At 69.9% G+C, this 20,283-nt stretch carries 14 protein-coding genes; 9 read left to right on the forward strand and 5 right to left on the reverse strand.

Translation table 11 applies throughout. The annotated features are described in order from the left end of the window. Positions 1–474: 474 nt before the first annotated feature. Positions 475–2,085: a condensation domain-containing protein gene (locus tag ACIA6B_RS14545; protein ID WP_396773504.1), complete on the forward strand. Its 1,611-nt coding sequence runs from the start codon at positions 475–477 to the stop codon at positions 2,083–2,085. A 258-nt stretch (positions 2,086–2,343) separates the two neighbouring features. On the opposite strand, the gene ACIA6B_RS14550 is transcribed toward ACIA6B_RS14545, so the two are convergent. The 3 genes from ACIA6B_RS14550 to ACIA6B_RS14560 all read right to left on the reverse strand — a co-directional run bounded on the left by ACIA6B_RS14550 (position 2,344) and on the right by ACIA6B_RS14560 (position 6,979). Beyond that, on the reverse strand, positions 2,344–3,333 hold the full coding sequence (locus ACIA6B_RS14550; protein ID WP_396773506.1) for an LLM class F420-dependent oxidoreductase: 990 nt from the start codon (positions 3,331–3,333) through the stop codon (positions 2,344–2,346). Positions 3,334–3,417: 84 nt separating this feature from the next. Beyond that, positions 3,418–4,968, reverse strand: a complete 1,551-nt coding sequence (locus ACIA6B_RS14555; RefSeq protein ID WP_396773508.1) for a 4-hydroxyphenylacetate 3-hydroxylase family protein — start codon at positions 4,966–4,968, stop codon at positions 3,418–3,420. A 718-nt stretch (positions 4,969–5,686) separates the two neighbouring features. Further along, a complete protein-coding gene (locus ACIA6B_RS14560) occupies positions 5,687–6,979 on the reverse strand; it encodes an MFS transporter (protein ID WP_396773509.1) in 1,293 nt (430 codons plus the stop codon). 584 nt (positions 6,980–7,563) lie between these two features. Between ACIA6B_RS14560 and ACIA6B_RS14565 the strand changes: the two genes are divergently transcribed. Beyond that, positions 7,564–8,151 carry a dihydrofolate reductase family protein gene (locus tag ACIA6B_RS14565; RefSeq protein WP_396773511.1) on the forward strand — a complete coding sequence of 196 codons (588 nt, stop codon included), beginning with the start codon at positions 7,564–7,566 and terminating at the stop codon, positions 8,149–8,151. Positions 8,152–8,271: 120 nt separating this feature from the next. On the opposite strand, the gene ACIA6B_RS14570 is transcribed toward ACIA6B_RS14565, so the two are convergent. Both ACIA6B_RS14570 and ACIA6B_RS14575 read right to left on the reverse strand, forming a co-directional pair. Then, the gene (locus ACIA6B_RS14570) at positions 8,272–9,393 is read right to left on the reverse strand and encodes an acyltransferase family protein (RefSeq protein WP_396773512.1); all 1,122 of its coding nucleotides are present in this window, start codon (positions 9,391–9,393) and stop codon (positions 8,272–8,274) included. A 286-nt stretch (positions 9,394–9,679) separates the two neighbouring features. Continuing rightward, positions 9,680–10,915, reverse strand: coding sequence for an acyl-CoA dehydrogenase family protein (locus ACIA6B_RS14575; protein WP_396773514.1), 1,236 nt, complete (start codon positions 10,913–10,915; stop codon positions 9,680–9,682). A gap of 284 nt (positions 10,916–11,199) precedes the next feature. On the opposite strand from ACIA6B_RS14575, the gene ACIA6B_RS14580 reads away from it, so the two are divergent. The 7 genes from ACIA6B_RS14580 (at position 11,200) to ACIA6B_RS14610 (ending at position 20,277) form a co-directional block, all read left to right on the forward strand. Further along, positions 11,200–12,978 (forward strand): non-ribosomal peptide synthetase, encoded by a 1,779-nt coding sequence (locus tag ACIA6B_RS14580; RefSeq protein ID WP_396773515.1) that lies wholly within the window; start codon positions 11,200–11,202, stop codon positions 12,976–12,978. Then, positions 12,965–14,335: a condensation domain-containing protein gene (locus ACIA6B_RS14585; protein WP_396773517.1), complete on the forward strand. Its 1,371-nt coding sequence runs from the start codon at positions 12,965–12,967 to the stop codon at positions 14,333–14,335. The genes ACIA6B_RS14580 and ACIA6B_RS14585 overlap by 14 nt, the downstream gene beginning before the upstream one ends. 50 nt (positions 14,336–14,385) lie before the next feature. Beyond that, complete coding sequence (locus ACIA6B_RS14590) at positions 14,386–14,616, forward strand: MbtH family protein (protein ID WP_396773519.1); 231 nt, start codon at positions 14,386–14,388, stop codon at positions 14,614–14,616. A gap of 636 nt (positions 14,617–15,252) precedes the next feature. Further along, the gene (locus tag ACIA6B_RS14595) at positions 15,253–17,982 is read left to right on the forward strand and encodes a PEP/pyruvate-binding domain-containing protein (protein WP_396773521.1); all 2,730 of its coding nucleotides are present in this window, start codon (positions 15,253–15,255) and stop codon (positions 17,980–17,982) included. Continuing rightward, entirely contained in the window at positions 17,979–18,881 is a 903-nt protein-coding gene (locus tag ACIA6B_RS14600) for a hypothetical protein (RefSeq protein WP_396773523.1), read from the forward strand. Before ACIA6B_RS14595 ends, ACIA6B_RS14600 begins: the two co-directional genes overlap by 4 nt. After that, positions 18,878–19,561: a dTMP kinase gene (locus ACIA6B_RS14605; RefSeq protein ID WP_396773525.1), complete on the forward strand. Its 684-nt coding sequence runs from the start codon at positions 18,878–18,880 to the stop codon at positions 19,559–19,561. The genes ACIA6B_RS14600 and ACIA6B_RS14605 overlap by 4 nt, the downstream gene beginning before the upstream one ends. After that, complete coding sequence (locus tag ACIA6B_RS14610) at positions 19,558–20,277, forward strand: DUF6182 family protein (RefSeq protein ID WP_396773526.1); 720 nt, start codon at positions 19,558–19,560, stop codon at positions 20,275–20,277. Before ACIA6B_RS14605 ends, ACIA6B_RS14610 begins: the two co-directional genes overlap by 4 nt. Positions 20,278–20,283: the final 6 nt, after the last annotated feature.

The raw sequence follows: 20,283 nt of genomic DNA on the forward strand, positions 1-20,283 counted from the left end.
CGGGCGACGCGCACTGCGCACTCGCTGACGATCCTGCGTGGATACCCGGCGGCGCCGCACTCGCGCTGTTCCCGGTCAGCCCAACGGTGATCCCCCCGGCAACCGCACCTGCTAGCAGCCCACGGCGACTTAAATCCGCCATTTTTTGTTCCCCCCATCGTCACAGTGACGGGGTATATGAGAACAGCGAGGTCACGCAGGGGTCTACTTCAAAATTGCTCTATGCGGCGATTCAGCTAGCTCTTTTGGAGGTGTATCGCGAAGGGCCGGCCTGCGACAGTGACATGCACAGGTGGCTTCTGACGTGTGCCCCGACGCCCAATTAAGGCCGAATGCGAAGGAGTCGGGCGGCTGTGACACCGAGCATCAATGACCGGGTGACGCCCGACCAGCCGTCGCGCCCCGACACCCACCACCCGGCGCCGGCGTGACCACCAGTTCGTTGAACGCTAATCCACCCTCTAAGGAGCGGGCATGACGCAGCGAGAAGACCTGCGAAGCGACCCCAACGGGGCACTCTCAACGGACGAGCACCCGCGCGGCGAGACAGAGAGCACCATCGCGCGGATATTCGGCGAGATGCTCGGCATTTCCAGCCTGCCGCGCATGGCGTCCTTCTTCGATCTGGGCCTTGACTCCGTAGCGGTGACCGTCGCGTGCGCCCGGTTGGAACAGGCGACCGGGATCCGGGTCCGGTTCACCCAGCTCTTCCGGACCCCGACCGTCGCGCAGCTCGCGACGTGGATCGACGCCCACGACAGCGGGAACGGCGCGCCCCGCACCTCGGTCGCGCCACCGGCCGAGCGCAACGCCGAGCTCGTGGCGATCACCCCCATGCAGGCGCACACCGTGCCGATGGACATCGTGCCGCGGTTCGCCTGGTGGTTCGAGGGCCAGATCGACGACGTGGCGCTCGCCGCCGCGGCCACCGACGTGCACCGCCGTCACCAGGCCCTGCACGCCAAGTACCTCTACGAGCCGGATCTCGGCCTGGCCGAGGTGCCGGCCGATCCGGGCCAGGCGCGGTTCCAGCGGCTGCCGGAGCAGGACGACGACGGCGCGGCGGGCGACGCGCTCTGGGAGGCGCTGGAGCAGCCGCTGCACATCGACCAGGGTGAGGTCTGGCGGTGCGTGATCGTGCACAGCGGGCAGAGCGATCGCACCCTGTTCGGGGTGGCCGCACACCACGCCGCGTTCGACGGCCGTTCGCTGGAGATCATGACGGCGGAGCTGTCGGCGGCCTACTCCGCCCGCACGGCCGGAAGGGCGCCGCAGTGGCCCGGCAGAACCGCGACGCTCGCCGAGATGGCCGCGGACTACCGCCACCAGCTCAGGACGCAGGACGCCGAGGCCCAGCGCCGATACTGGCTCAACGAGCTCCGCGACCTTCCGCCGTGCCGCCTCCCCGGCCGCAAGGACGGGCCGACGGAGCCGAGCGGACCCGCGGCCGACTTCTCCTTCACCGTGTCGAAGACGCGGCTGCGGGCCTGGGACGACTACGCCAGCGCCAACGGCATGCCGCCGTCGGTGGGGATGGTGGCGGTGTACGTCCAGTCCCTCATCCGGGCGGGCGCCCCGCACGACCTCGGCCTGATGGTGTCGATCGGGAACAAGGCCGGCGCGATGATCGACGCGACGATCACCACCCGGGTCGGCAACATCCTGCTGCGGCCGAACGGGCCGTACCGGTCGGGCCCGCACCTCCTCGCCCGCATCCGTGACTCGTACCTCCAGGGCATGGCCGCGCGCGACGTCCTGCTGGACATGAAGCAGATGGCCAGCATCCTGGGCGCGTTCGGCGGGCTGGAGGCCATGTTCATCGGCAAGCCGGCCGTGGTCTACAACTCCGTGCCGACGCTCAGCCTGGGTAACGTCCCCGGCGTGATGGATTCCCGGAACGACGACTGGACGGCGTCCGTGCACGACTTCGTGCTCGAGGTCCTGCCCGTCCCGGACGGCCTGGAGATGCACCTGGTGGTGCGGACCGACCTCTACGAGGGCAGCCTCGCCAACGAGCTCGGCAAGCACTTCGCCGACATCATCGACAACGGGCCGAAGCAGCTCGAGGTGGAGACCGCGGGCTGACCGACGTCCCGAGGCCGGGCGCCACGTGCCGGTGGCCGCTCGACGACGAGGTCTCCGGTGGCGGGTCATCAACGACGATGCACCCCGCCACCGGAGACCTCGTGGCGTGTACGGGGGCGACGAACGGCACGACCTGGCGCACGGCCCCCGGGTGCGACCGACCGGACCCGCGCCTCCCGCGCCCCGGACCCGGCGGTGCCGCCGGCAGGCCCGAAGGGCTCCACCGGCGGCACCAACGACCTGCCGTGGGGACGACGTCTAACCGATCAACTCCGGTATCACCTTGCCGGCGAACAGGTCCATGCTCGTCCGGTCGTAGGCGGCGTCCGCGAAGTAGGCGATCACGTAGCCGACCCCGGCGTCGGCAGCCTCGCGCAACCGCTCGACGATCTGCTCGGGCGTCCCGACCAGGCCACGGCGGAACTCGCCGAGCCAGGCTTCGAGCGCCTCGGGCGGCATCAGCGGCTCGTAGTGGGACCTCCTGCGCGCCATGCGGTCAGCGACGTCCTTCTCGGTCTCGCCGATGGTCACGAGGTAGTAGGCCGAGCGGGTGATCGCGTCGAAGTCGGTGCCCACGTCCTTGCAGTGCTGGGCGAGGACCCGGGACTTGTGCGCGAACTCGTCCAGGCTCAACGGCCCGAAGTTCGTGTACTGCGCGTACTTCGCCGCGGTCCGCAGCGTCTTCTTCTCGCCGGAGCCGCCGATCAACAACGGGATCCCACCGGGCTGCAGCGGAAGCGGATTGCTGACCGCACCATCGAGCTGGTAGTGGCGTCCCGCCAGCGTGGCCGTGCCGGTCGTCCACAGCTGCCGCATGATCTGCGCGCCCTCGTCGAGCATGCCGAGCCGATCGGCGACGCTGGGGAAATCGTAGCCGTAGCCACGCCATTCGTCCTCGAACCAGCCCGCGCCGAGGCCGACGTCCAACCGGCCGCCGCTCATCACGTCGACGCAGGCCGCCATCTTGGCCAGGTACGCCGGATTCCGGAAACCCATGCACGTGCACAACTGCCCGAGCCGCACCCGGGAGGTGCAGACCGCGAACGCGGCCATCATCGACCACGCTTCGAACGCCGACTCGTTGCTCGGCGCCGGAATGGTGAGAAAGTGGTCGCTGACCCAGATCGAATCGTACGGCCCGGCGTCGGCGGCCTGGGCGATGTCACGAATCGTGGACCACTGCTCGGCCACCGGGATGTTGACGAGGTCGAGACTGTAGCCCTGCGGCAAGTGCACACCAAATCGCATGTTCAGACCCTTTCTATCGACATACCCGGATGCTTTGCCGGCGCGCCGTGGCACCCCCGGTGCGCCGGGGCGCCACGGCCGCGCTCACCCGTTGAGCGTCCGGTCCCGCACCTCGTGGAGATCGTCGAACGACGACAGGTCGGGCACCGTCCAACCGTTCAGGTCGTACTCGGAGAGGCACTCCTGCGCGAATGCCTTGTAGTCGTCGATCTCACCGCTCGCGAGCTGCGCCGAGAGCATCTCGACCCGGGTGTTCTCGTGATTGCCCGCGTAGTTGCGCTCGTAGAGCTCGTGCCGCCCGCCGAACTCGGTGCCGACGGCGTCCCACAGCAGTTTCATGACCTTCATGCGCTCGACCGCGTCGCTGCCGTCGGAGCCGCGGAGGTACTGGTCCAGGTACGGCCGGATCTCCGGGTTCTTGAAGTCCTCGGCGCTGGAGTTGATGTAGATCAACCCGCTGGCGACGTCCTGCTGGACGATCTCCTTGATCCTCGGGTAACCGATCTGCATGAACCACCGGTATGCCATCCCGTACCGCGGGTTGGGCAGGACCGCGCCGTTGTGCCAGGGCACCGGGTTGCGGGCCGCCGCGTCCGAGAACGCCCAGAACAGGTTGCGCCAGGCCAGCACCTCGCCGATCCGGGTCTGCACGCCACGGAAGTCCTTGGCGCCGGTGAGTTCCACCGCCCGCGCGAGCAGGCCGGCGATGAACTCGAGTTTCACCGCCAGGCGGGTGCAGCCCTGGAACGTGAACCGCTCGGAGAACCCCGACCGGCTGGGGAACAGTTGGACCTTTCCCAGATGGCCGTAGATGAACACGTTCTCCCACGGGATGAGCACCTTGTCCATCACGAGAATGGTGTCGTTCTCGTCCAGCCGGGAGGAGAGCGGGTAGTCGAACGGGCTGCCCATCAGTGCCGCGCTGGCCGTGTAGGACGGACGGCAGATCAGCTTCAGCCCGGGCGCCCCCATCGGAACGGTCGCCACGAGCGCGAACTTCTTGTCCTTGATCGGCAGGCCGTAGTGCGCGATGAAGTTGTAGTGCGTCAGCGCCGAGCCGGTGGCGACCACCTTGGCGCCGCTCACGACGAGCCCGGCGTCGGTCTCCTTCTCCACGTGCACGAAGACGTCACCGACCTCGTCCGGGGAGCGGTTCCGGTCGACCGGCGGATGCGCGATCGCGTGGTTCCAGTAGAGGACCTTCTCCTGGGACTCCGCGTACCACCGCCGCGCGTTCTCGTCGAACGGCTTGTAGAAGTCGGCGTTCGCACCGAGCGTGCCGAGGAAGGCCGCCTTGTAGTCGGGGCTGCGCCCCATCCAGCCGTAGCTCATCCGGGCCCAGGCAGCGATGGCCTGCTGGTGCTCGACCAGGTCCTCCGCCGAGCGGGGGGTGGTGAAGAACTTGTGGGTGAAGCCGTCACTGCCCGTGTCGGTGGGCGAGGTGAGCACGTCCCGCTTATCCGGGTCGTGCAACGCGTCGTAGAGCCGCGCGGTCATCCGTACCGGGTTGTAGAACGCAGGATGACTGGTCATGTCCTTCACGCGATCACCGTAAAGATACAGACAGCGGTCGTCACGCAGCGATTCGATGTATTCGGCGCCGGTCATCGGCCGCGTTTTCCGCGGTTCATGCATCTTCTCTTGATCCGCCATTTCGTTCCTCCGAACAGGCGATCGACGACTGAGCATCAGGGCGTGAGGAAACTGCATGCTGGGCGCGTTTTACGCTCGAACGGGCGCTCCTCGGATCCGCAGGCGAGACGGCAGGAACCGGCTCTCTCGCACCAGTGGGGAGCCGGCCGCGCGGTCAGACGTCGGAAATGACGGCCACACCGCCGATTCTTCGCGAACTTTCGGGTAAGCGCATCTTCTGTGTTGCAGAGTGCTCCCCGAAGCGCTGGCCACCGGAAAAATTCCGGTCGGCAGCGGAGAAGTAATCCGCGACCCCGTCACCGGGTATGCTGCGCTGATTCGGGTCAGGAACGCCCGGCCGAGGGCGCGCACCCGCAAACCTCGTCCACCATGGTGATGCCCCGGGGCGCAGCCTCGCACACACGGCCGCCGTCATCGCGCACGGGACAATGCGCGGTCGTCCGGTCGTCCGGCCCGGCGTGCTCGGGAGCGTCCACCACGCCGCACCGGCGCCGCGGCGGTCAGCGGCGCCGGGCTCGCCCTGCCGGTTTCCGGGCTCGCGCGGTTGGATTCGGGTCAGCCGCCACCTCGGCGATCGGCTGGTCTGTTTCGCGGACGACCCGGGCGTCCCGCACGGGACTCCCGGGTCGAACCGCCACCTCTTCTCCAGGGACCGTGATCAGGTCGCTGGACCGTGCCCTTCTGGCCGGATCAGATCACCTCAGTCGGCGACGGCCGGCGCCACCTCCGGAGCAGCCGGCGCGGCCTTCTCCTCCGACGGCTTGTCCTCAGACTCGGGCCTGGTCCGCTCGCCCCACCGCGCCACGGCGGGCGCCAACAGGCCCACCAGGGCGAAGAACACGCCGATGCCGACCAGGCCAGGCCGGCCGAGGGACAGGATGAAGCTGAGGAACAGCAGCGGGGCGAACGCCTCGCCGATGCCGGAGCCGATCCCGAGGAAGCCCATGTACTGCCCCTGTGCGTGCGCCGGCGGCAGGCCGAAGTTGAGGGCGAAGGAGCCCGCCATGTACCACAGCTCGCCGTAGGTGTGCACGAGGACGGCCGCGACCAGCAAAAGCACCGCGGCCCAGCCGGGAAGCCCGCTCGCGAAGCCCATCCCGGCGCAGCTGAACAGGAGGAGCGCTCCGGCACGCCGGATCGCGACGCCACCCTGCCGGACCGTCTTCACCTTGTTGCCGACGCGAACCATGAACAAGACGATCAACGTGTTGTTGATGATGTAGAAGACCGCAACCGTCCAGGTCGGAGCATTGGTGGCATCGACCACCCACAGCGGCAGCAGCATATTGATCATGAAGAGCTGGAGGTTCATGGCACCGGCGATAGCCGTCCACGCCACGAAGGGCCGGTCGGACAGCACACCCCAGCGGGACGCGGTTTCCGGCTTCGGCAACGGCTCGTAATCCGGCAGCCGCATGAAGACCAGCAAGGCCCCCAGGAAGCTGAGCGCGTCGAGGGCGATCATCAGGTGGTACGCGGTCGGCGTACCGATCTGGATCACGACGGCACACCCGGCGGTGCCCAGGCCCATGGCGACGAACTGGATCGCGTGCACCTGGGCGCGGAAGCCGACCGCCTCGTCGCCCGCCACCCGACGCAGCAGCGATTCGGACGCCGCCACGGACGCCTTCAACGCCAGCATGTCGAGGGTGGCGGCGATGACAAGTTGGGCGAAATTGTCGATGAAGATGAATGTGGTAGCCGTCAGGGCCTGGATCACCAGCATGACCTTGACGGTCTTCACCGGGCTCCACCGGTCGGCCAGGTTGCCGACCGGGACACCGCTGACCAGGCTGATGGCGACGCCGATGGTGAGGGCGAGACCCACCTGCGAGGCGGGCAGCCCCACGATTCGGGTGAAATACAGGCTCATACTGACGACCAGCAGCCCGAACCCGAACATGTTGATAAAGGTGCCCAGCGCGTAAAACCGCTTCGGCCCAGCCTCTGGAACAAGGGAGCGAAGCTCCTTGATCGGGTTAAACCTCGGCATGCAGTACCACCATCTCTCGCCGTCCGCCAGCGGATGCTACCTATTGGAACCAGACCTTACTACCTTTTAGGCACGGAACCTCCGGCACAACTTCCAGATTGCTCTCCCCAACAGACGAAACGCTCTCCGGTTTGCCTCTCGTCTATTGCGCGTCGACCTCCCCACGCAAGCCGCTGACCTGGAAGAAGACAATGGAGGACGGTGGGATTCCCACCCATCCGACGCCTCTCCCCTTTGCCGCGAGCCCGACTCGACCTCATCGCGACCGTCCGGTGCGGCGGCGGGTCGGGCCGCGCCACTCACCACTGCGCGAGTCGGGCCGGGCTGACACACCCCCCAAAATCCGACAAAGAACCTAAGTTTCTGCATACACTCATCCCGCCCAAGTAGTAAATATGGGAGGGCAACTCCGGCATGTCCACCGCGCCTCAGCAATGGGGCCGGCAGAGGGGCGCGACCGGAGGTCCCGAGTGGACCCCGAGTGTCGGCGCACCCATGACGAGGGTTCGCGCCAGGCGTGCACCAGGTGGACGCCGCGCCGACGGAGGTCCGGGTGGTGGCAACCGATCATCGAGAGGTGGAGCATGGCAAAGCTGATCTACGTGACGAACGTGTCGCTCGACGGCTACATCGAGGACGAGCGCGGCGACTTCAACCTGTTTCCGGTCGATGACGAGGTGTTCGTGTGCTACACCGACATCGTGCGGTCGGCAGGCACCTTCCTCTACGGACGGCGGCAGTACGAGGCGATGGCCGTCTGGGAGACCAATGACGCGCTGGCCGCGCAGTCCGACCTCACCGCCGACTTCGCCAACGCCTGGCAGGCGGCGAGCAAGGTCGTCTACTCCGGGAGCCTCTCCTCGGCGTCAACCGCCGACACCACTGTCGAACGCCGTTTCGACCCCGGCGCGGTCAAGGAGATGAAGGCCGCCGCCGACAGCGACCTCACCATCGGAGGCGCCAATCTCGCGACGCAGGCCTTCCGGGCCGGGCTGGTCGACGAGTGCCAGCTGTTCGTCCTGCCCGTCGCCGTCGGTGGGGGCAAGCCGGGACTGCCGACCGGGATGCGGACCGACCTCGATCTCGTCGACGAACGCCGGTTCCGCAACGGCGTCGTGCACCTGCGCTACCGCCCTCGCGAACAGGAAGCGACAGCCCGATCCGCACGGTGACCCGCCGGCACGGCACCCGGACGTACGGTCGGGGTCGACGCGGACGCCCTCAGCGTCACCCTCGTCGACCCCGACCTCCCCGCCGGCCCGCTCCAAGGACCGGCGGCCACAGACAGGCGATCAGTGGACCGCGGCCGGAGCCTCCGTTGGTCGGGTCCGTCCCGGCCGGCCCCACCGCCGCATCACCGGACGCTCCACCAGGGAGTACAGCAGCCAGGCGACGAGCACACAGGCCAGATAGGAGCCGATGAGGAACGCGATCGCGGGCACCGTGGCGAACGGTCGCGAGGTGAACATCCCGCCCAGGCCCCACTGGTGGTTGAACGCGGCCTGAAGGGAGAAGAACACCGTGATGTGGACGAGGTAGAAGGCGTACGAGATCTCGCCCAGGAAGACCATGACGCGGCGGTTGAACAGCGTCCGGCGCCCGGCGAGGTCCGCCGCGGCCGTGCCGGTGATCGCCAGCGCGAGCGGGATGAGGAACGCCGTCTGGTACCCCTCCTCGAACAACTTGAGCGGCAGGGTCGCCACGTACGCCGCCGCCACCACCGCCGCGATGATCGACGGCCGGATGTTCGGCCAGCGGCCCGTGATCAGGATCCTGGCCATGACCATCCCGACCACGAACTCGAACATCCGGGTGACCGGGAAGTAGTAGATGAACCACAGCTGGGGCCAGGAGAGCGAGGCGGAGATGGGAGTCGCCGGGCTGTCGGGCAGGACCAGCCGCGAGAGCACCGGCATGAGCAGGGCGGCCAGGGCGGCCAGCCCGGCGTACAGCCACAGCCGGCTGGGCCGGATCCGGTTGATCAGGATCAGCAGGAGCGGGAAGCACAGGTAGAACAGCAGCTCCACCGACAACGTCCAGGTCGGCGGGTTCACCGCGAGGAGCTGGTAGTCGAAGCTCGGCACCCACGCCTGCATGAGCGGGAGGTTGGCCAGCGCCTCGGGCCACAGGATGGTGCGCCCGGCCACGAACATCAGGACCAGCAGAATGGCGTAGACCACGAGGTGGTTCGGGAAGATCTTGAAAAACCGACGTCGGTAGTAGTTCTTCAGGCCGTCGCGCGGCTTGCCCGACCAGGTGAGGATGAAGCCGCTCAGCACGAAGAAGAACATGACGCTCAGCGGGCCCAGGTTGCGGGAGAACTCGTTGTAGGCGTTCTGCACGCCCTGGTCGGAGAAGAGCGGCTGGAACATCGCGTGGTGGATGAACACCAGGGTCGCGGCCACGGTCCGCATCGCCGTCAGGGAGGGGAGTCTGATGCCCGGAGGTGTCGGGGAATCCGTCGCCCCGTCCACCCTTTCTTGCACTGTCATCGGCGGCTGTCCTTTCGCTCCGGCCGAGGATCCCACGCGTCCGCCGCGACCACGTCTTCGTAAATGCGTTCATGTCAGCGCGCAGGCGAGGCCGGGGCGGGCGGGTCGACGATCGTGACGTGGATCGATGCCGGTCGTCCGGTCGGCGCGGCACGCGCCGAGCCCGCGAGTCACGCCCGGACGACCGGCCCGTCGTCCCTCCGCGAGGTCAGCGCATCCGCACCCGGGTGAGTTCCCGCACGGCCACCGTCGGCAGCAGGACGGAGATGCCCCCGTGACTGTGCAACATGGACATGTCGCGCCAGACGCGTTCGAGCCGCTCGCCGTGCCGGACCGAACTCGCGCCCGCGGTCGGCATCAGGTAGTTCGCCACCGCGTCCCAGCAGAGCTGGATCACGTGTCGGCAGATCGCCGAGATCCGCAGGTCCTCCTCCCGGGTGACCGCCGCGGGGCCACGGACACAGTTGTCGTGCCACTGCTGGACGCCGTTCAGCAACGCGGCCTCGGCGGTGCCGATCATGCCGACGGCGTCGCCGTACCAGAACTGGTAGTCGGGGTCGTGGTGCCGGGCCACGATCGGCGGGACCAGGGTCGTCCGCTCCCGTAGCAGGATCTCGTAGATGTCGAGCGCGCCCCGCGCGATGCCCACCGCCAGGGCCGCGTTGCCCAGATTCGTGAAGGAGAGCGGCCCGCCGCCGTACTCCGGATTTCCGTGCAGGTCCCGACCCGGCGTGCCACCGGAGACGTTGGCCTCCATGATCTGCACGCCGGGCAGGGCTAGGTGCTCCGGAACGTGGGCGTTCTCCATGGTGATGCTGTGTGACCCACTGCCGCGCAGGCCCAACTGCCGGCCCCAGTCGTCCAACCGCGTCCACTGGCTGCGTGGCGCGAGGAAGAACAGGGGTTTCGGCGACGCCCCGTTCACACCGGCGATCAGGGCGTGTCCGAGGAAGTGCGTCGCGTAGGGCGACCCGGAGCAGTAGGACCACTTGCCGCTGATCGTCCAGCCGCCGTCCGCGGCGCGTTCGGCGGACCCGCTGGGAACGGCGGTGCCGGGGCAGATGAAGTCGCCGACGCCGAACACCTCCGATTGCGCCTGTTCACCGAACATCGTGGCGACAACCTGCGTGTGCATGGCGCCGAGGGTGAACATCCAGCCGGTCGACGGGCATCCCCGCAGCAGCGTCGTGGAGACGCGTACGAAAGTGTCGAGGCCGAATTCGTAGCCGCCGTACCGACGGGGCTGGAGAATTCGGTAGAAGCCGTTCCGGGCGAATTTCTCGTGGATGTCCTCGGCGTAGAAACTGCGTTCCTCGACCTCTGCCTGGCGGTCGACGAGCTCGGGGATCATCGCCTCGGCCCGCGCCACCATCTGGGCCGGGGTGAGGTCCGGCTCGACCGGGGCAGGAAGGTCGTGTTCGGCGGTGCCGCTGATTCGTGTCACGGTGCACGATCCTTTCGGCTGCTGACGGCTCTCCCGGTCAGATGCAGCGTGTCGGAGTCCAGTCCGCAGACGATCCTTATCGCCGAGATGGGGCTGATGCCACTTCGACGGCCTCGTCGAGTGTCCCAACCCGGTGGGCCTGCCACATCTTTACGATTGCTGATCGACATCGACGCGCGTCGAAGGTTTGTAGCGCAGTCCTGAAGGCGAAATCGATCAGCGCCGGCGGTACGTTCCCTCTTGTCAGGTCGGGTCTGCGAACGAGTGGACGGAGATGAGGCGGCATGGGTTCCAGGTCCATCCAGGAGCAGTTCGCCAGGCAGGTGGCCCGGACACCCGACGCGCCGGCGCTGACCGGAGGGAGCGTCCGGCTGACCTATCGCCAGCTCGACGAGCGCGCCAACCAGTTGGCGCATCGGCTGATCAGCCTCGGCGTGCGGCCCGGCGAGCCGGTCGGGGTGCTGATCACCCGCTCACCCGAGCTGATCGTGGCGACCCTGGGTGTGCTCAAGGCCGGCGCGGTCTACCTGCCGTTGCACCACTCCCATCCGCTGGAGGCCAAGCAGCGGGTCATGGACAACGCCGGTCGGCCGGTGCTGCTGGCCGACGAGGAGACCCAGCGCGCCGGCCTGCCGGTCGGCCGGCGGACCGTGCTCGTCGACCCGGCCCCGGCGCGGCCGGACCAGCCGGTCGCCGCGCCGGACATCGAGGTACGACCCGACGACGTCGCGTGCGTCATCCACACCTCCGGGTCGTCGGGGCTGCCGCGGGGCGTCTGCGTGACCCACCGGGGCGTGCTGAGCGTCGCCCTGGACTCGTGCTGGGACAACAGTCCCCAGGACCGGGTGCTCATGGTGGCGCCGTACGCGGCGGCGGTGTCGACGTACGAGATGTGGGTACCCCTGCTGCGCGGCGGTCACCTGGTCCTGGCTCCGCACGGTCGCCTGGACCTCGGCACGCTCCGGCGGCTGATCCGGGACCACGAGATCACCTCCGTCCAGCTCACCAGCGGCCTGTTCCGGGTGGTCGCCGACCAGGCGCCGGACTGCCTCGCCACCGTCGGTGAGGTCTCGACCGGTGGGGACGTCATCTCGCCGGGCGCCGTCGAGCGGGTGCTGAAGGCATGCCCCGGCATCACGGTGCGACCCACCTACGGGGCGACCGAGGTCACGCTGTTCGCCACCACCACCACGGTGACCGCGCCGTTCGTTCCCGCGACGCGGGTGCCGGTCGGCCGGTCGCTCGACAACGGCGAGCTGTACGTGCTCGACGAGCGGCTCCGGCCGGTCGGACCCGGCCAGGTCGGGGAGCTGTACGTCGCGAGCGAACGCCTGGCGCGCGGCTACCTCGGCCGACCGGGACTGACCGCGGAGCGCTTCGTGGCGAACCGGTTCGGCGGCGCCGGGACGCGCATGTACCGGACCGGCGACCTGGTCCGGTGGGCCACCGCCGACATGATCGAGTTCGTCGGCCGGGCGAACGACCAGGTGAAGATCCGCGGATTCCGGGTCGGCACCGCCGAGGTCGAGGCAGCGCTCACCGCCTACCCGGAGATCTCCGAGGCGATCGTCGTGGCCCGGCCGACCGACGACGGCGACCACCGCCTCGTCGGATACGTCGTCGGCGAGACCGACGCGGTGGACCTCGCGGCGCTCCGCAGGCACGCGGAGAAGGTGCTGCCCGACTACTCGATCCCCGCCGCGTTCGTGGTGCTCGACTCGCTTCCGCTCACGCCGAACGGCAAGGTGGACCGTCGGGCGCTGCCCGAACCGGTGCTCGCCGGTTCGTCGACCCACACGTCCCCCGGCACCCCGCAGCAGGAGATCCTGTGCGCCGCCTTCGCCAGCGCCCTGGGCGTCGCGGAGGTGGGACTCGACGACAGCTTCTTCGAGCTCGGCGGGCAGTCGCTGAGCGGGATCCGGCTGGTGCAGACGGTCAACGAGGCGCTCGGTGTGGAGCTCACTCTTGACGACCTGTTCGAGCTGCCCACCGTCACCGAGCTGGACCAGTACCTCCTGGAACAAGCGGAACCAGTTGATAGGAGCCGGGATGAGCCCCACTAGGACCACAGGCGTCGACGCGCCGGAGACGATCCCGCTGTCGCTGAATCACCAGTTCGTCGACGTGTTCGACCACGGTGACGACGACGGCCCGTTCGGTCCCCGGTACCACGTGGTGGACGCGTGGCGCGTGACGGGCGGACCGTTCGACGTGGCCGCGCTGCGCGACGCGCTGCAGGACGTCGTCACACGGCACGAGGCGCTCCGGACCCGGATCGTCGGTACGACGGGGAACCGGCACCAGGAGATCTCGCCGCCCGGTCCGGTGCGCGTGGAGCTCCGCGACCTCCCGGAGACGCCGGAGGCGGCGCGCGCGGCGCGCGCCGACCAGCTGCGGCAGGAGGTCGAGGACGAGACGATCGGCGTGGACGAGACGCCCGCCCTGCGGGTGGTGCTGGGCAGGTTCGACGACCGGGACACGGTTCTGGTCGTGATGATCCACCACATCGTCTCGGACGGCATGTCCATGGAGGTGGTCATCCGCGACCTGGTCAACCGGTACGTCGCGAGGACGGGTCAGGCCGTCCCGGACCTGCCGGCGGCACCGCAGTTCCGCGAGTTCGCCGACTGGCAGCGGACCGGGGCCGGGGCGGGCACGGAGGCGAAGCGCGAATACTGGCGCCGCAAGCTTGACGGCGGCCTGTTCACGGCGCTCCCCACGGACATCCCGCGATCCGCGAACCTGCCCGAGTCGACCGCGGCGCACTGGTTCCGGATCCCGGACGACGTGTTCTCGACCATCGACCGGCTGGCCAGAGCCCACCGCGCCACGCGGTTCATGGTCCTGGTCGCGATGTACAAGCTGCTCGTGCACCGGCGGACCGGCGCCACGGACGTCGTCATCGCGACGTTCACGCCGGGGCGTGGCGGGCAGCTGTTCGAGAACACCGTGGGCCCGCTCTTCAACTTCCTGCCGCTTCGCACCGACCTTGCCGGCTGCGCGTCGTTCGGGGACCTGCTCAAGCGCACCCGGACCACCTGCCTCGAAGCGTTCTCGCACGAGATGCCGACGCTGGAGATCTTCGGGCAGGCGCCGGAGCTGATGCGGACGGCCGCCTCCGACGACCACGCGGCGGCGGTGTTCCAGGCGGTGCCCGACCAGCGGCAGTACATCGAGGTGCCGGGAGAGGTGAAGTTCGGCCGGATCCCGCGGGCGACGGGCCTGCAGCCGCGGAAGTCCGCCGTGCCGGACGGGGCGCTGTGGACCCTGACCAGGGAACCGTCGGGTGACGCCTCGGTGTGCCTCTCCTTCAAGCGCAACCTGTTCCGGGAGGAGACCATCGCCTCGATGGCCGCGGACTTCGCGGAGATCGCCCGGACGTTCAGTGCCTCGCCGGACGCGCCGCTGGGGCTGGCCTGACAAGGTCCTTTCCACCACCGCGATTCCACCAGTCACCCGGAAGGAATGCCATGACGAACCCCTTCGAGAACGAGGACGCCACCTACCTGGTGCTGGTCAACGAGGAGAACCAGCACTCGCTGTGGCCGGCGGAGGTCGACGTGCCCGAGGGCTGGCGCACCGTGGTCGAGGCCAGCTCGCGTCAGGAGTGCCTGGCGTACGTGGAGGAGAACTGGACGGACATGCGCCCGGCCAGCCTCGTCGCGGCCACCGAGGCGGCCGGCTCCGCATCGGGGCGGTGAGCCACCCGCGCCATCCCTCTCCACCGCCGGACGTCTGACCGTCTCGCCACCCCCGCCCGCCTCGCCCGTCGGCATCGGTCTCGGCCATCGCGCCGAGCACGATGCCGACGTCGGCGTCGGCGTCGTCCCGCCCGGCCTTCTGCGCGCCGGCTCGGGGACGCCCACGGATCACCGGCGACGCCCGAAAACCCGCCTGGTCGGCCACCTGGTTTTCGCTGCGATTATCGCGCGTCGGAGCACGTCAGCGACGTATAGCCGGGCCGGAAACCTGAGCGCAATCGAAATATTCGGCGGAACGTTCCGTTCGAACGCCCGGTTCGTCGCTGCTGCCCGACATTGCCCTGCCGTTTCTCCGCCCACCTCCGCAAACAGCGGGAATGCGGCGCGCGCCAATGAGCTGCGCCCACCCGGCGGACCGGGCGCGCCACCGGGTCCCACGTCATCGCGTTTTGTCGGACCTGTCTGACAGCCCACACACAACGATCCGCACGGTCTTCCGTTTCGGGCCTTGAATCAGAGATCCCTGTCGTGCATGATCTCCGCGAATGTGCGACGCGCCCGTCCCGGCGGACAGTCGGGCTAATTCCGCATGCGTGAGGAAGGCCCAGCAGTGTGTGGTTAGTCAAAAGCGGACCGATGATTCTCGACCCGGAGCTGGTCGGCCACAAGTTCGCCAGACAGGCCGAACTGGCCCGTGACGGATTTGCCGTACCGCCGTTACGGTGCGTGCCTGCGACCGTGTTCGACCAGGTCGTCGGCCCTCTCCTCACCGATATCGACGCCGATACGGCCGGGTCGGCCCAGGCGCTGCTCAGCCACGCGGAAGCGCTTCGGCAGAGAGTCCGGTACCTGACAATTCCATCAGAACTCCTCGATGAAATAGGCGCGCACTTCGACGAGATCGCCGGACCGGAAGGACTGGTGGCGGTGCGTGCGTGCGCGGTTCCCCGGCCCAATCAGCGGGAGTCGGGCGAGGATTCGGCGGAGGATCCGTTCGCCGGGCTCAGTGACAGTTTCCTGTACGTTGGACGGGCCGGTCTCGCCGAACGACTCGTCGCCTGCTGGGCGTCGGCGTTCAACCCGGAAGCGGTGCTCTACCGCGCCCGCCGGGGCCACGCCCCGTTCGCCGCGCGAATCGCGGTCGGGATTCAACGAATGGCCATGGGCACCCGGTCATTCGTCGCGTTCACCCGCGATCCGCGCGACGGCGCGGCCCGCCTGGTGATCGCCGCCGCCTATGGCATTGGCGAGGGGGTGGTTCAGGAAAAGGCCGATGTCGACCACTATTTCGTGGACCCGGCGACCGGCGCGGTCGAGCCCCACGTGACGGTCAAGACCCGGGCCGTCGGGTGGGATCCGGCCCACCCCGACCAGGGGCCGGTCGACCTGCCGGTGCCCCCGGAACTGGCCACCGAGCCGGTGCTCACCGACGCCGACCTGGTGGCGATCGCGGACCTGGCGGCGCGGGTCGAGGCCCGTTTCTCCGCACCCCAGGACATCGAGGGCACGATCACCGAGGACGGCGCGATCCACCTGGTCCAGGCGCGCCCGGTCGCCACACCGGCCCGTCCCCCGGCCGAGGTGGGGAGCCCGGCCCTGCTCTGGGACAACAACAACGTCACCGAGAGCTTCCCGGGCATCAGCTGCGCCCTGACGTACTCGGTGGCCCGGGAGCTTTACGAGGTGGGGTTCACCGACCTCTACCGGCGGATGGGCGTGCCCGCCCGCACGCTGCGACGCGAGCGGCCGACGTTGCGTCGGATGATCGGGCACCTGGACGGCCGGATCTACTACCAGCTCGACTGCTGGTACCACCTGCACGGCCTGATCCGGTGCTTCCGCCCGCTCTGGTCCACCTGGGAACGGTCCCTCGGCCTGGCCGCGACCGGCGGCGCCGGGCGGGACGGGACGGCGGCCCGGCAGGACGGCGAACCCGGTGGGCGACGCGGCTCCCGCCTCACCGACGTACTCGACGTGCTGGAGATCCTCGCCCGGCTGGTCGCGCACCCGTGGCGGGTCCGCCGCTTCCTCCGCTGGTGGGACGGGTACCACGCGGGCCTCGCCGACGTGGCGGCCCGGCGTCCGCACGAGATGGTCGACGCCTACCGGGCGCTGTGGGCGCAGGTGGCCCGGCGGTGGGGGGTCACCCTGGTCAACGGGATCTTCCTGTTCACCGCCACCCGGGCGACCGACGGGCTGCTGCGCCGATGGGTGCCGGGGGCGGACCGCAGCCTGCTCAACGGGCTGCTGTGCGGCGGTCCGGAAAACCGCTCCACCGCCGCGCTGCACTCGGCGATCGCGCTGGCCGCGACCGCCGCCGAGGACCCGGACACGCGGGCGGCGCTGCGGTCCGGCGCGGACCCGCGGCAGATCTGGGACGACCTGGTCGCCGGCCGGCACGGCGCCCGCTTCCTGGCGGCGCTGCGGGAACACCTCCGTGACCACGGTGACCGGGGCATGCACGACCTCAAGCTGGAGACGCCCGCCCCGCGGGACGAGCCGTGGACCGTCCTCCAGCCGGTGCGGGCCTACCTGGCGCGGGGACTCACCGTGTCGGCCAGCCGCGCCACCGGGCGCCAGGCGCACGACCAGGCCGTACGCGAGTTGCGCGAGCGGTGCCGCAACCCGGTGAAACGGGCCGTGCTGCGCGGGCTGGGCCGGACGATGCGTACGCTGATCAATGTTCGGGAGAACACCCGGTTCTGCCGCAGCCAGCTCTTCGGCGACTCCCGGGTGCTGCTCACCCGCCTCGGTGCGGAGCTGGCCGCGCGGGGCCGCCTGGACCGGCCGGGCGACGTCGTCGACCTCACCGTCGACGAGGTGCTGGGCGCCTTCGACGGCACCCTGGCCGGGGCCGACCTGCGCGGGCTGGCGGCGGTCCGGGCCGCCGAGCGGGCCCGCTGGACGGACACCGACCCGCTGCCCACCCGGCTGCGCACCGATCCCGACCTGCCGCTCGCGGTGGCCCTGGCCGGGGCACGCGTCACCGGCAGGGCCGCCGCACCCGGGCCGGGCGCACCCGTCGGACCGGACGCCGCCGTCCTCACCGGCTTGGCCTCCAGCTCGGGCGTCGTCCGCGGCCCGGCCAAGGTCGTGCTCGATCCGTCGATCGACGCCGAGCAGTGCCGCGACCACGTCCTGGTCGCCCGGGAGACCGATCCCGGCTGGCTCTACCTGATGCTCTCGGCGCGGGCGCTGGTGGTGGAACGGGGCACCCTGCTGTCGCACACCGCCATCACCGGACGGATGCTCGGCATCCCCACCGTGGTCGCGGTGGACCGGGCCACCGACCGGATCACCGACGGCAGTCTCATCGAGGTGGACGGCACGGCCGGCACGGTGCGGATGCTGGACGGAGTCCGATGACCGGCCGCTGGGGCCGGTACGTGGCCGCCGCGTACCCGCCGGCGGTGCACGTGCCGTTCATGCTCTCCTGGGCGATCGGCCTGACCGCCCTCTTCGCGGCGGTCAGCGGGATGCCGCGCTGGCGGCCCGACGGCGGGCTCGCCGTCACCGCGGTCACGCTTGTGGTCGGCATGCTGCTGCTGCGGGCCATGGACGACATCCGGGACCACGAGTACGACCGCCGGCACAACCCGCACCGGCCGTTGCCCGCCGGGGTGGTGCGGGAACGGGACCTGATGGTGCTGGTCGTCCTCGGCGCCGCCGCCCTGCTGCTGCTCAACGCCGGCCGGGGCGTGGTCCTGGCGGCGCTGGCCGGGCAACTCGGCTACACGGCCGTGGTGATCACCCTGGACCGGGTGTACGGCTGGCCCGCCGGTGACCGGCTGGCCCTGCACCTCGCCGTGAACCTGCCGATCCAGCCACTGCTCAGCATCTACGTGTACGCCGCCTTCCTGCACGCCGAGGGGCGGCGGCCGGACCTGGGCGGGGTGCTCGCCATCGTCGCGGTCACGCTCAGCGGGGTGTGCCTGGAGTTCGGTCGCAAGGCCACCCGCCGACCCCGACCCGGCGAGCGCACGTACAGCACGGTCCTCGGCCCGTGGGGGACCACGGCCGTCGCGCTCGGCGCCGCCGTGCTCGCCACCGGCATCGTGCTGGGACTGCTGCGGCCGTGGCAGTCCGGCGCCGGGCACGCCTGGGGCTGGTTGGCGCTGGCGCCGCTGGCGTGGTCGGTGGCCGCGGCGTCCCGGTTCGTCACCGGCGCGCCCCGCTGGCCGGTGGGCCTCACCATCGCCTACATCCCGGTGACGTACGCGAGTTACCTCGCGGTCGGGTGGCTGACGAAGGGAGCACCGGCGTGAGCCGCTCCGACGGCACCGGGTTCTGGGCCCTGCTCGGGCCGGACCTCGCCGGCAAGTCGACGGTGTTGCGCCGGCTGCACGACGAGCACGGCTGGCGGGTCGTCTCCTACGACGACCGGTATCTCGGGCCGTACCCGCTGATCCATCAGCTACGCCGCAGCTGGATCACCGACGCGTTCGGGTGGGCCGGGGAGCGCTACTCCCCCGAACTCGTGGTGTCGGTGCTGACCCCGATCGTGCTGCACCTGCGGGAGGAGCTGGCGCGGGCCGCCGGCGCGGACCGGGTCATCATCGACTCGTACTACTACAAGCTCCTGGTCAAGTGTCGCCTGCTCGGGGTGGAGCACACCCCCACGTTCGACTACTGGCGCTCGTTCCCGCAGCCCGGCCGGGTGCTCTACCTGGACGTGCCGGCGGAGACGGCCTGGGCGCGCAGCGGCGACGGCGCGCGGGTCAACCGGTTCGAGCACTACGGACCGACCGTCGACCGAGCCGATTTCGTCAGGTTGCAGACGGACCTGCGCGCGGCGCTGCTGGCCGAGGTCCGCGACCTGCCGGTGCGGATCGTCGACGGCGCGGCGCCACTGGACGAGGTGGTCGCGGCGGTGTTGACGACGACCAGTGAGTCCACTGTGGATGCCTTGGCGCACCCGGCGGCGTCCCCGGCGGTGGACCGGTGAGCGCCCCGGTGGACCTCGACGGCGCACCGTTCCAGAGCCGGCTGGCCGAACTCCTCACCGCACGCGCCGCCTGGGTGGGCGCCGAGCCGCACCGCGCCGCCGACGAAACCGGGGGCTGCACCGTGCTGGTGCTGCTGCGCAGCGTCGACCTCGACGACCTGGTACGCGGCGCCCGGCGCTTCGCCGCCGGACTGTCCGACGGGGAGGCGGACGCCTGGCGTCGGTCCTGGACCCGGACCCGCTTCCTGTTCGGCAACTCCGCCAACCTCACCGCCCGCAACCCGGCCCGGGTCGTCGCCCCGACGGGCAGCGCGGCCTGGTTGGGTCCCTTCCCGGCGGGCCGGTTACCGGGGCTGAGCCGCCTGCTCAAGCCGGTGACCGGGGTGCTGCCGGCCCTGCCGGCGGAACTCGACCTCCCGCCGGTCGCGCCGGTCGCCGGGCCGGCGTCGGCCCGCCCCGGCGCTCCCCGTGAACTGCACGTGGCCGTCCGGGCGCTGAGTCTGGCCGAGTACCTCGTGCACCTGCACCACACCCTGGCCGAATCGGTCCTGCGCGGCAGCCTGCGCGCCGACGAGCCACTCCGCCTGATCCACCGGACCGACCTCGACGCCCGACTGGTCCGCACCGAGCCCGGCTACGCGCGGGTCCACCACGCGCACGGCGACTCCCCGGCACTTCGCCTGTTCACCTGGCTCTCCCCCGAGCCGGGGCGATAGGGCGCC

Source organism: Micromonospora sp. NPDC051141 (assembly GCF_044455765.1).
Lineage (GTDB): Bacteria > Actinomycetota > Actinomycetes > Mycobacteriales > Micromonosporaceae > Micromonospora.

What these genes read in the sequence shown, in the direction of transcription:
- ACIA6B_RS14590 (WP_396773519.1), top strand. Translation starts at nt 14,386, where the DNA reads ATGACGAACCCCTTCGAGAACGAGGACGCCACCTACCTGGTGCTGGTC.
- ACIA6B_RS14570 (WP_396773512.1), bottom strand. Translation starts at nt 9,393, where the DNA reads ATGCGGACCGTGGCCGCGACCCTGGTGTTCATCCACCACGCGATGTTC.
- ACIA6B_RS14585 (WP_396773517.1), top strand. Translation starts at nt 12,965, where the DNA reads ATGAGCCCCACTAGGACCACAGGCGTCGACGCGCCGGAGACGATCCCG.
- ACIA6B_RS14550 (WP_396773506.1), bottom strand. Translation starts at nt 3,333, where the DNA reads ATGCGATTTGGTGTGCACTTGCCGCAGGGCTACAGTCTCGACCTCGTC.
- ACIA6B_RS14580 (WP_396773515.1), top strand. Translation starts at nt 11,200, where the DNA reads ATGGGTTCCAGGTCCATCCAGGAGCAGTTCGCCAGGCAGGTGGCCCGG.
- ACIA6B_RS14555 (WP_396773508.1), bottom strand. Translation starts at nt 4,968, where the DNA reads ATGCATGAACCGCGGAAAACGCGGCCGATGACCGGCGCCGAATACATC.
- ACIA6B_RS14560 (WP_396773509.1), bottom strand. Translation starts at nt 6,979, where the DNA reads ATGCCGAGGTTTAACCCGATCAAGGAGCTTCGCTCCCTTGTTCCAGAG.
- ACIA6B_RS14565 (WP_396773511.1), top strand. Translation starts at nt 7,564, where the DNA reads ATGGCAAAGCTGATCTACGTGACGAACGTGTCGCTCGACGGCTACATC.
- ACIA6B_RS14600 (WP_396773523.1), top strand. Translation starts at nt 17,979, where the DNA reads ATGACCGGCCGCTGGGGCCGGTACGTGGCCGCCGCGTACCCGCCGGCG.
- ACIA6B_RS14595 (WP_396773521.1), top strand. Translation starts at nt 15,253, where the DNA reads ATGATTCTCGACCCGGAGCTGGTCGGCCACAAGTTCGCCAGACAGGCC.
- ACIA6B_RS14545 (WP_396773504.1), top strand. Translation starts at nt 475, where the DNA reads ATGACGCAGCGAGAAGACCTGCGAAGCGACCCCAACGGGGCACTCTCA.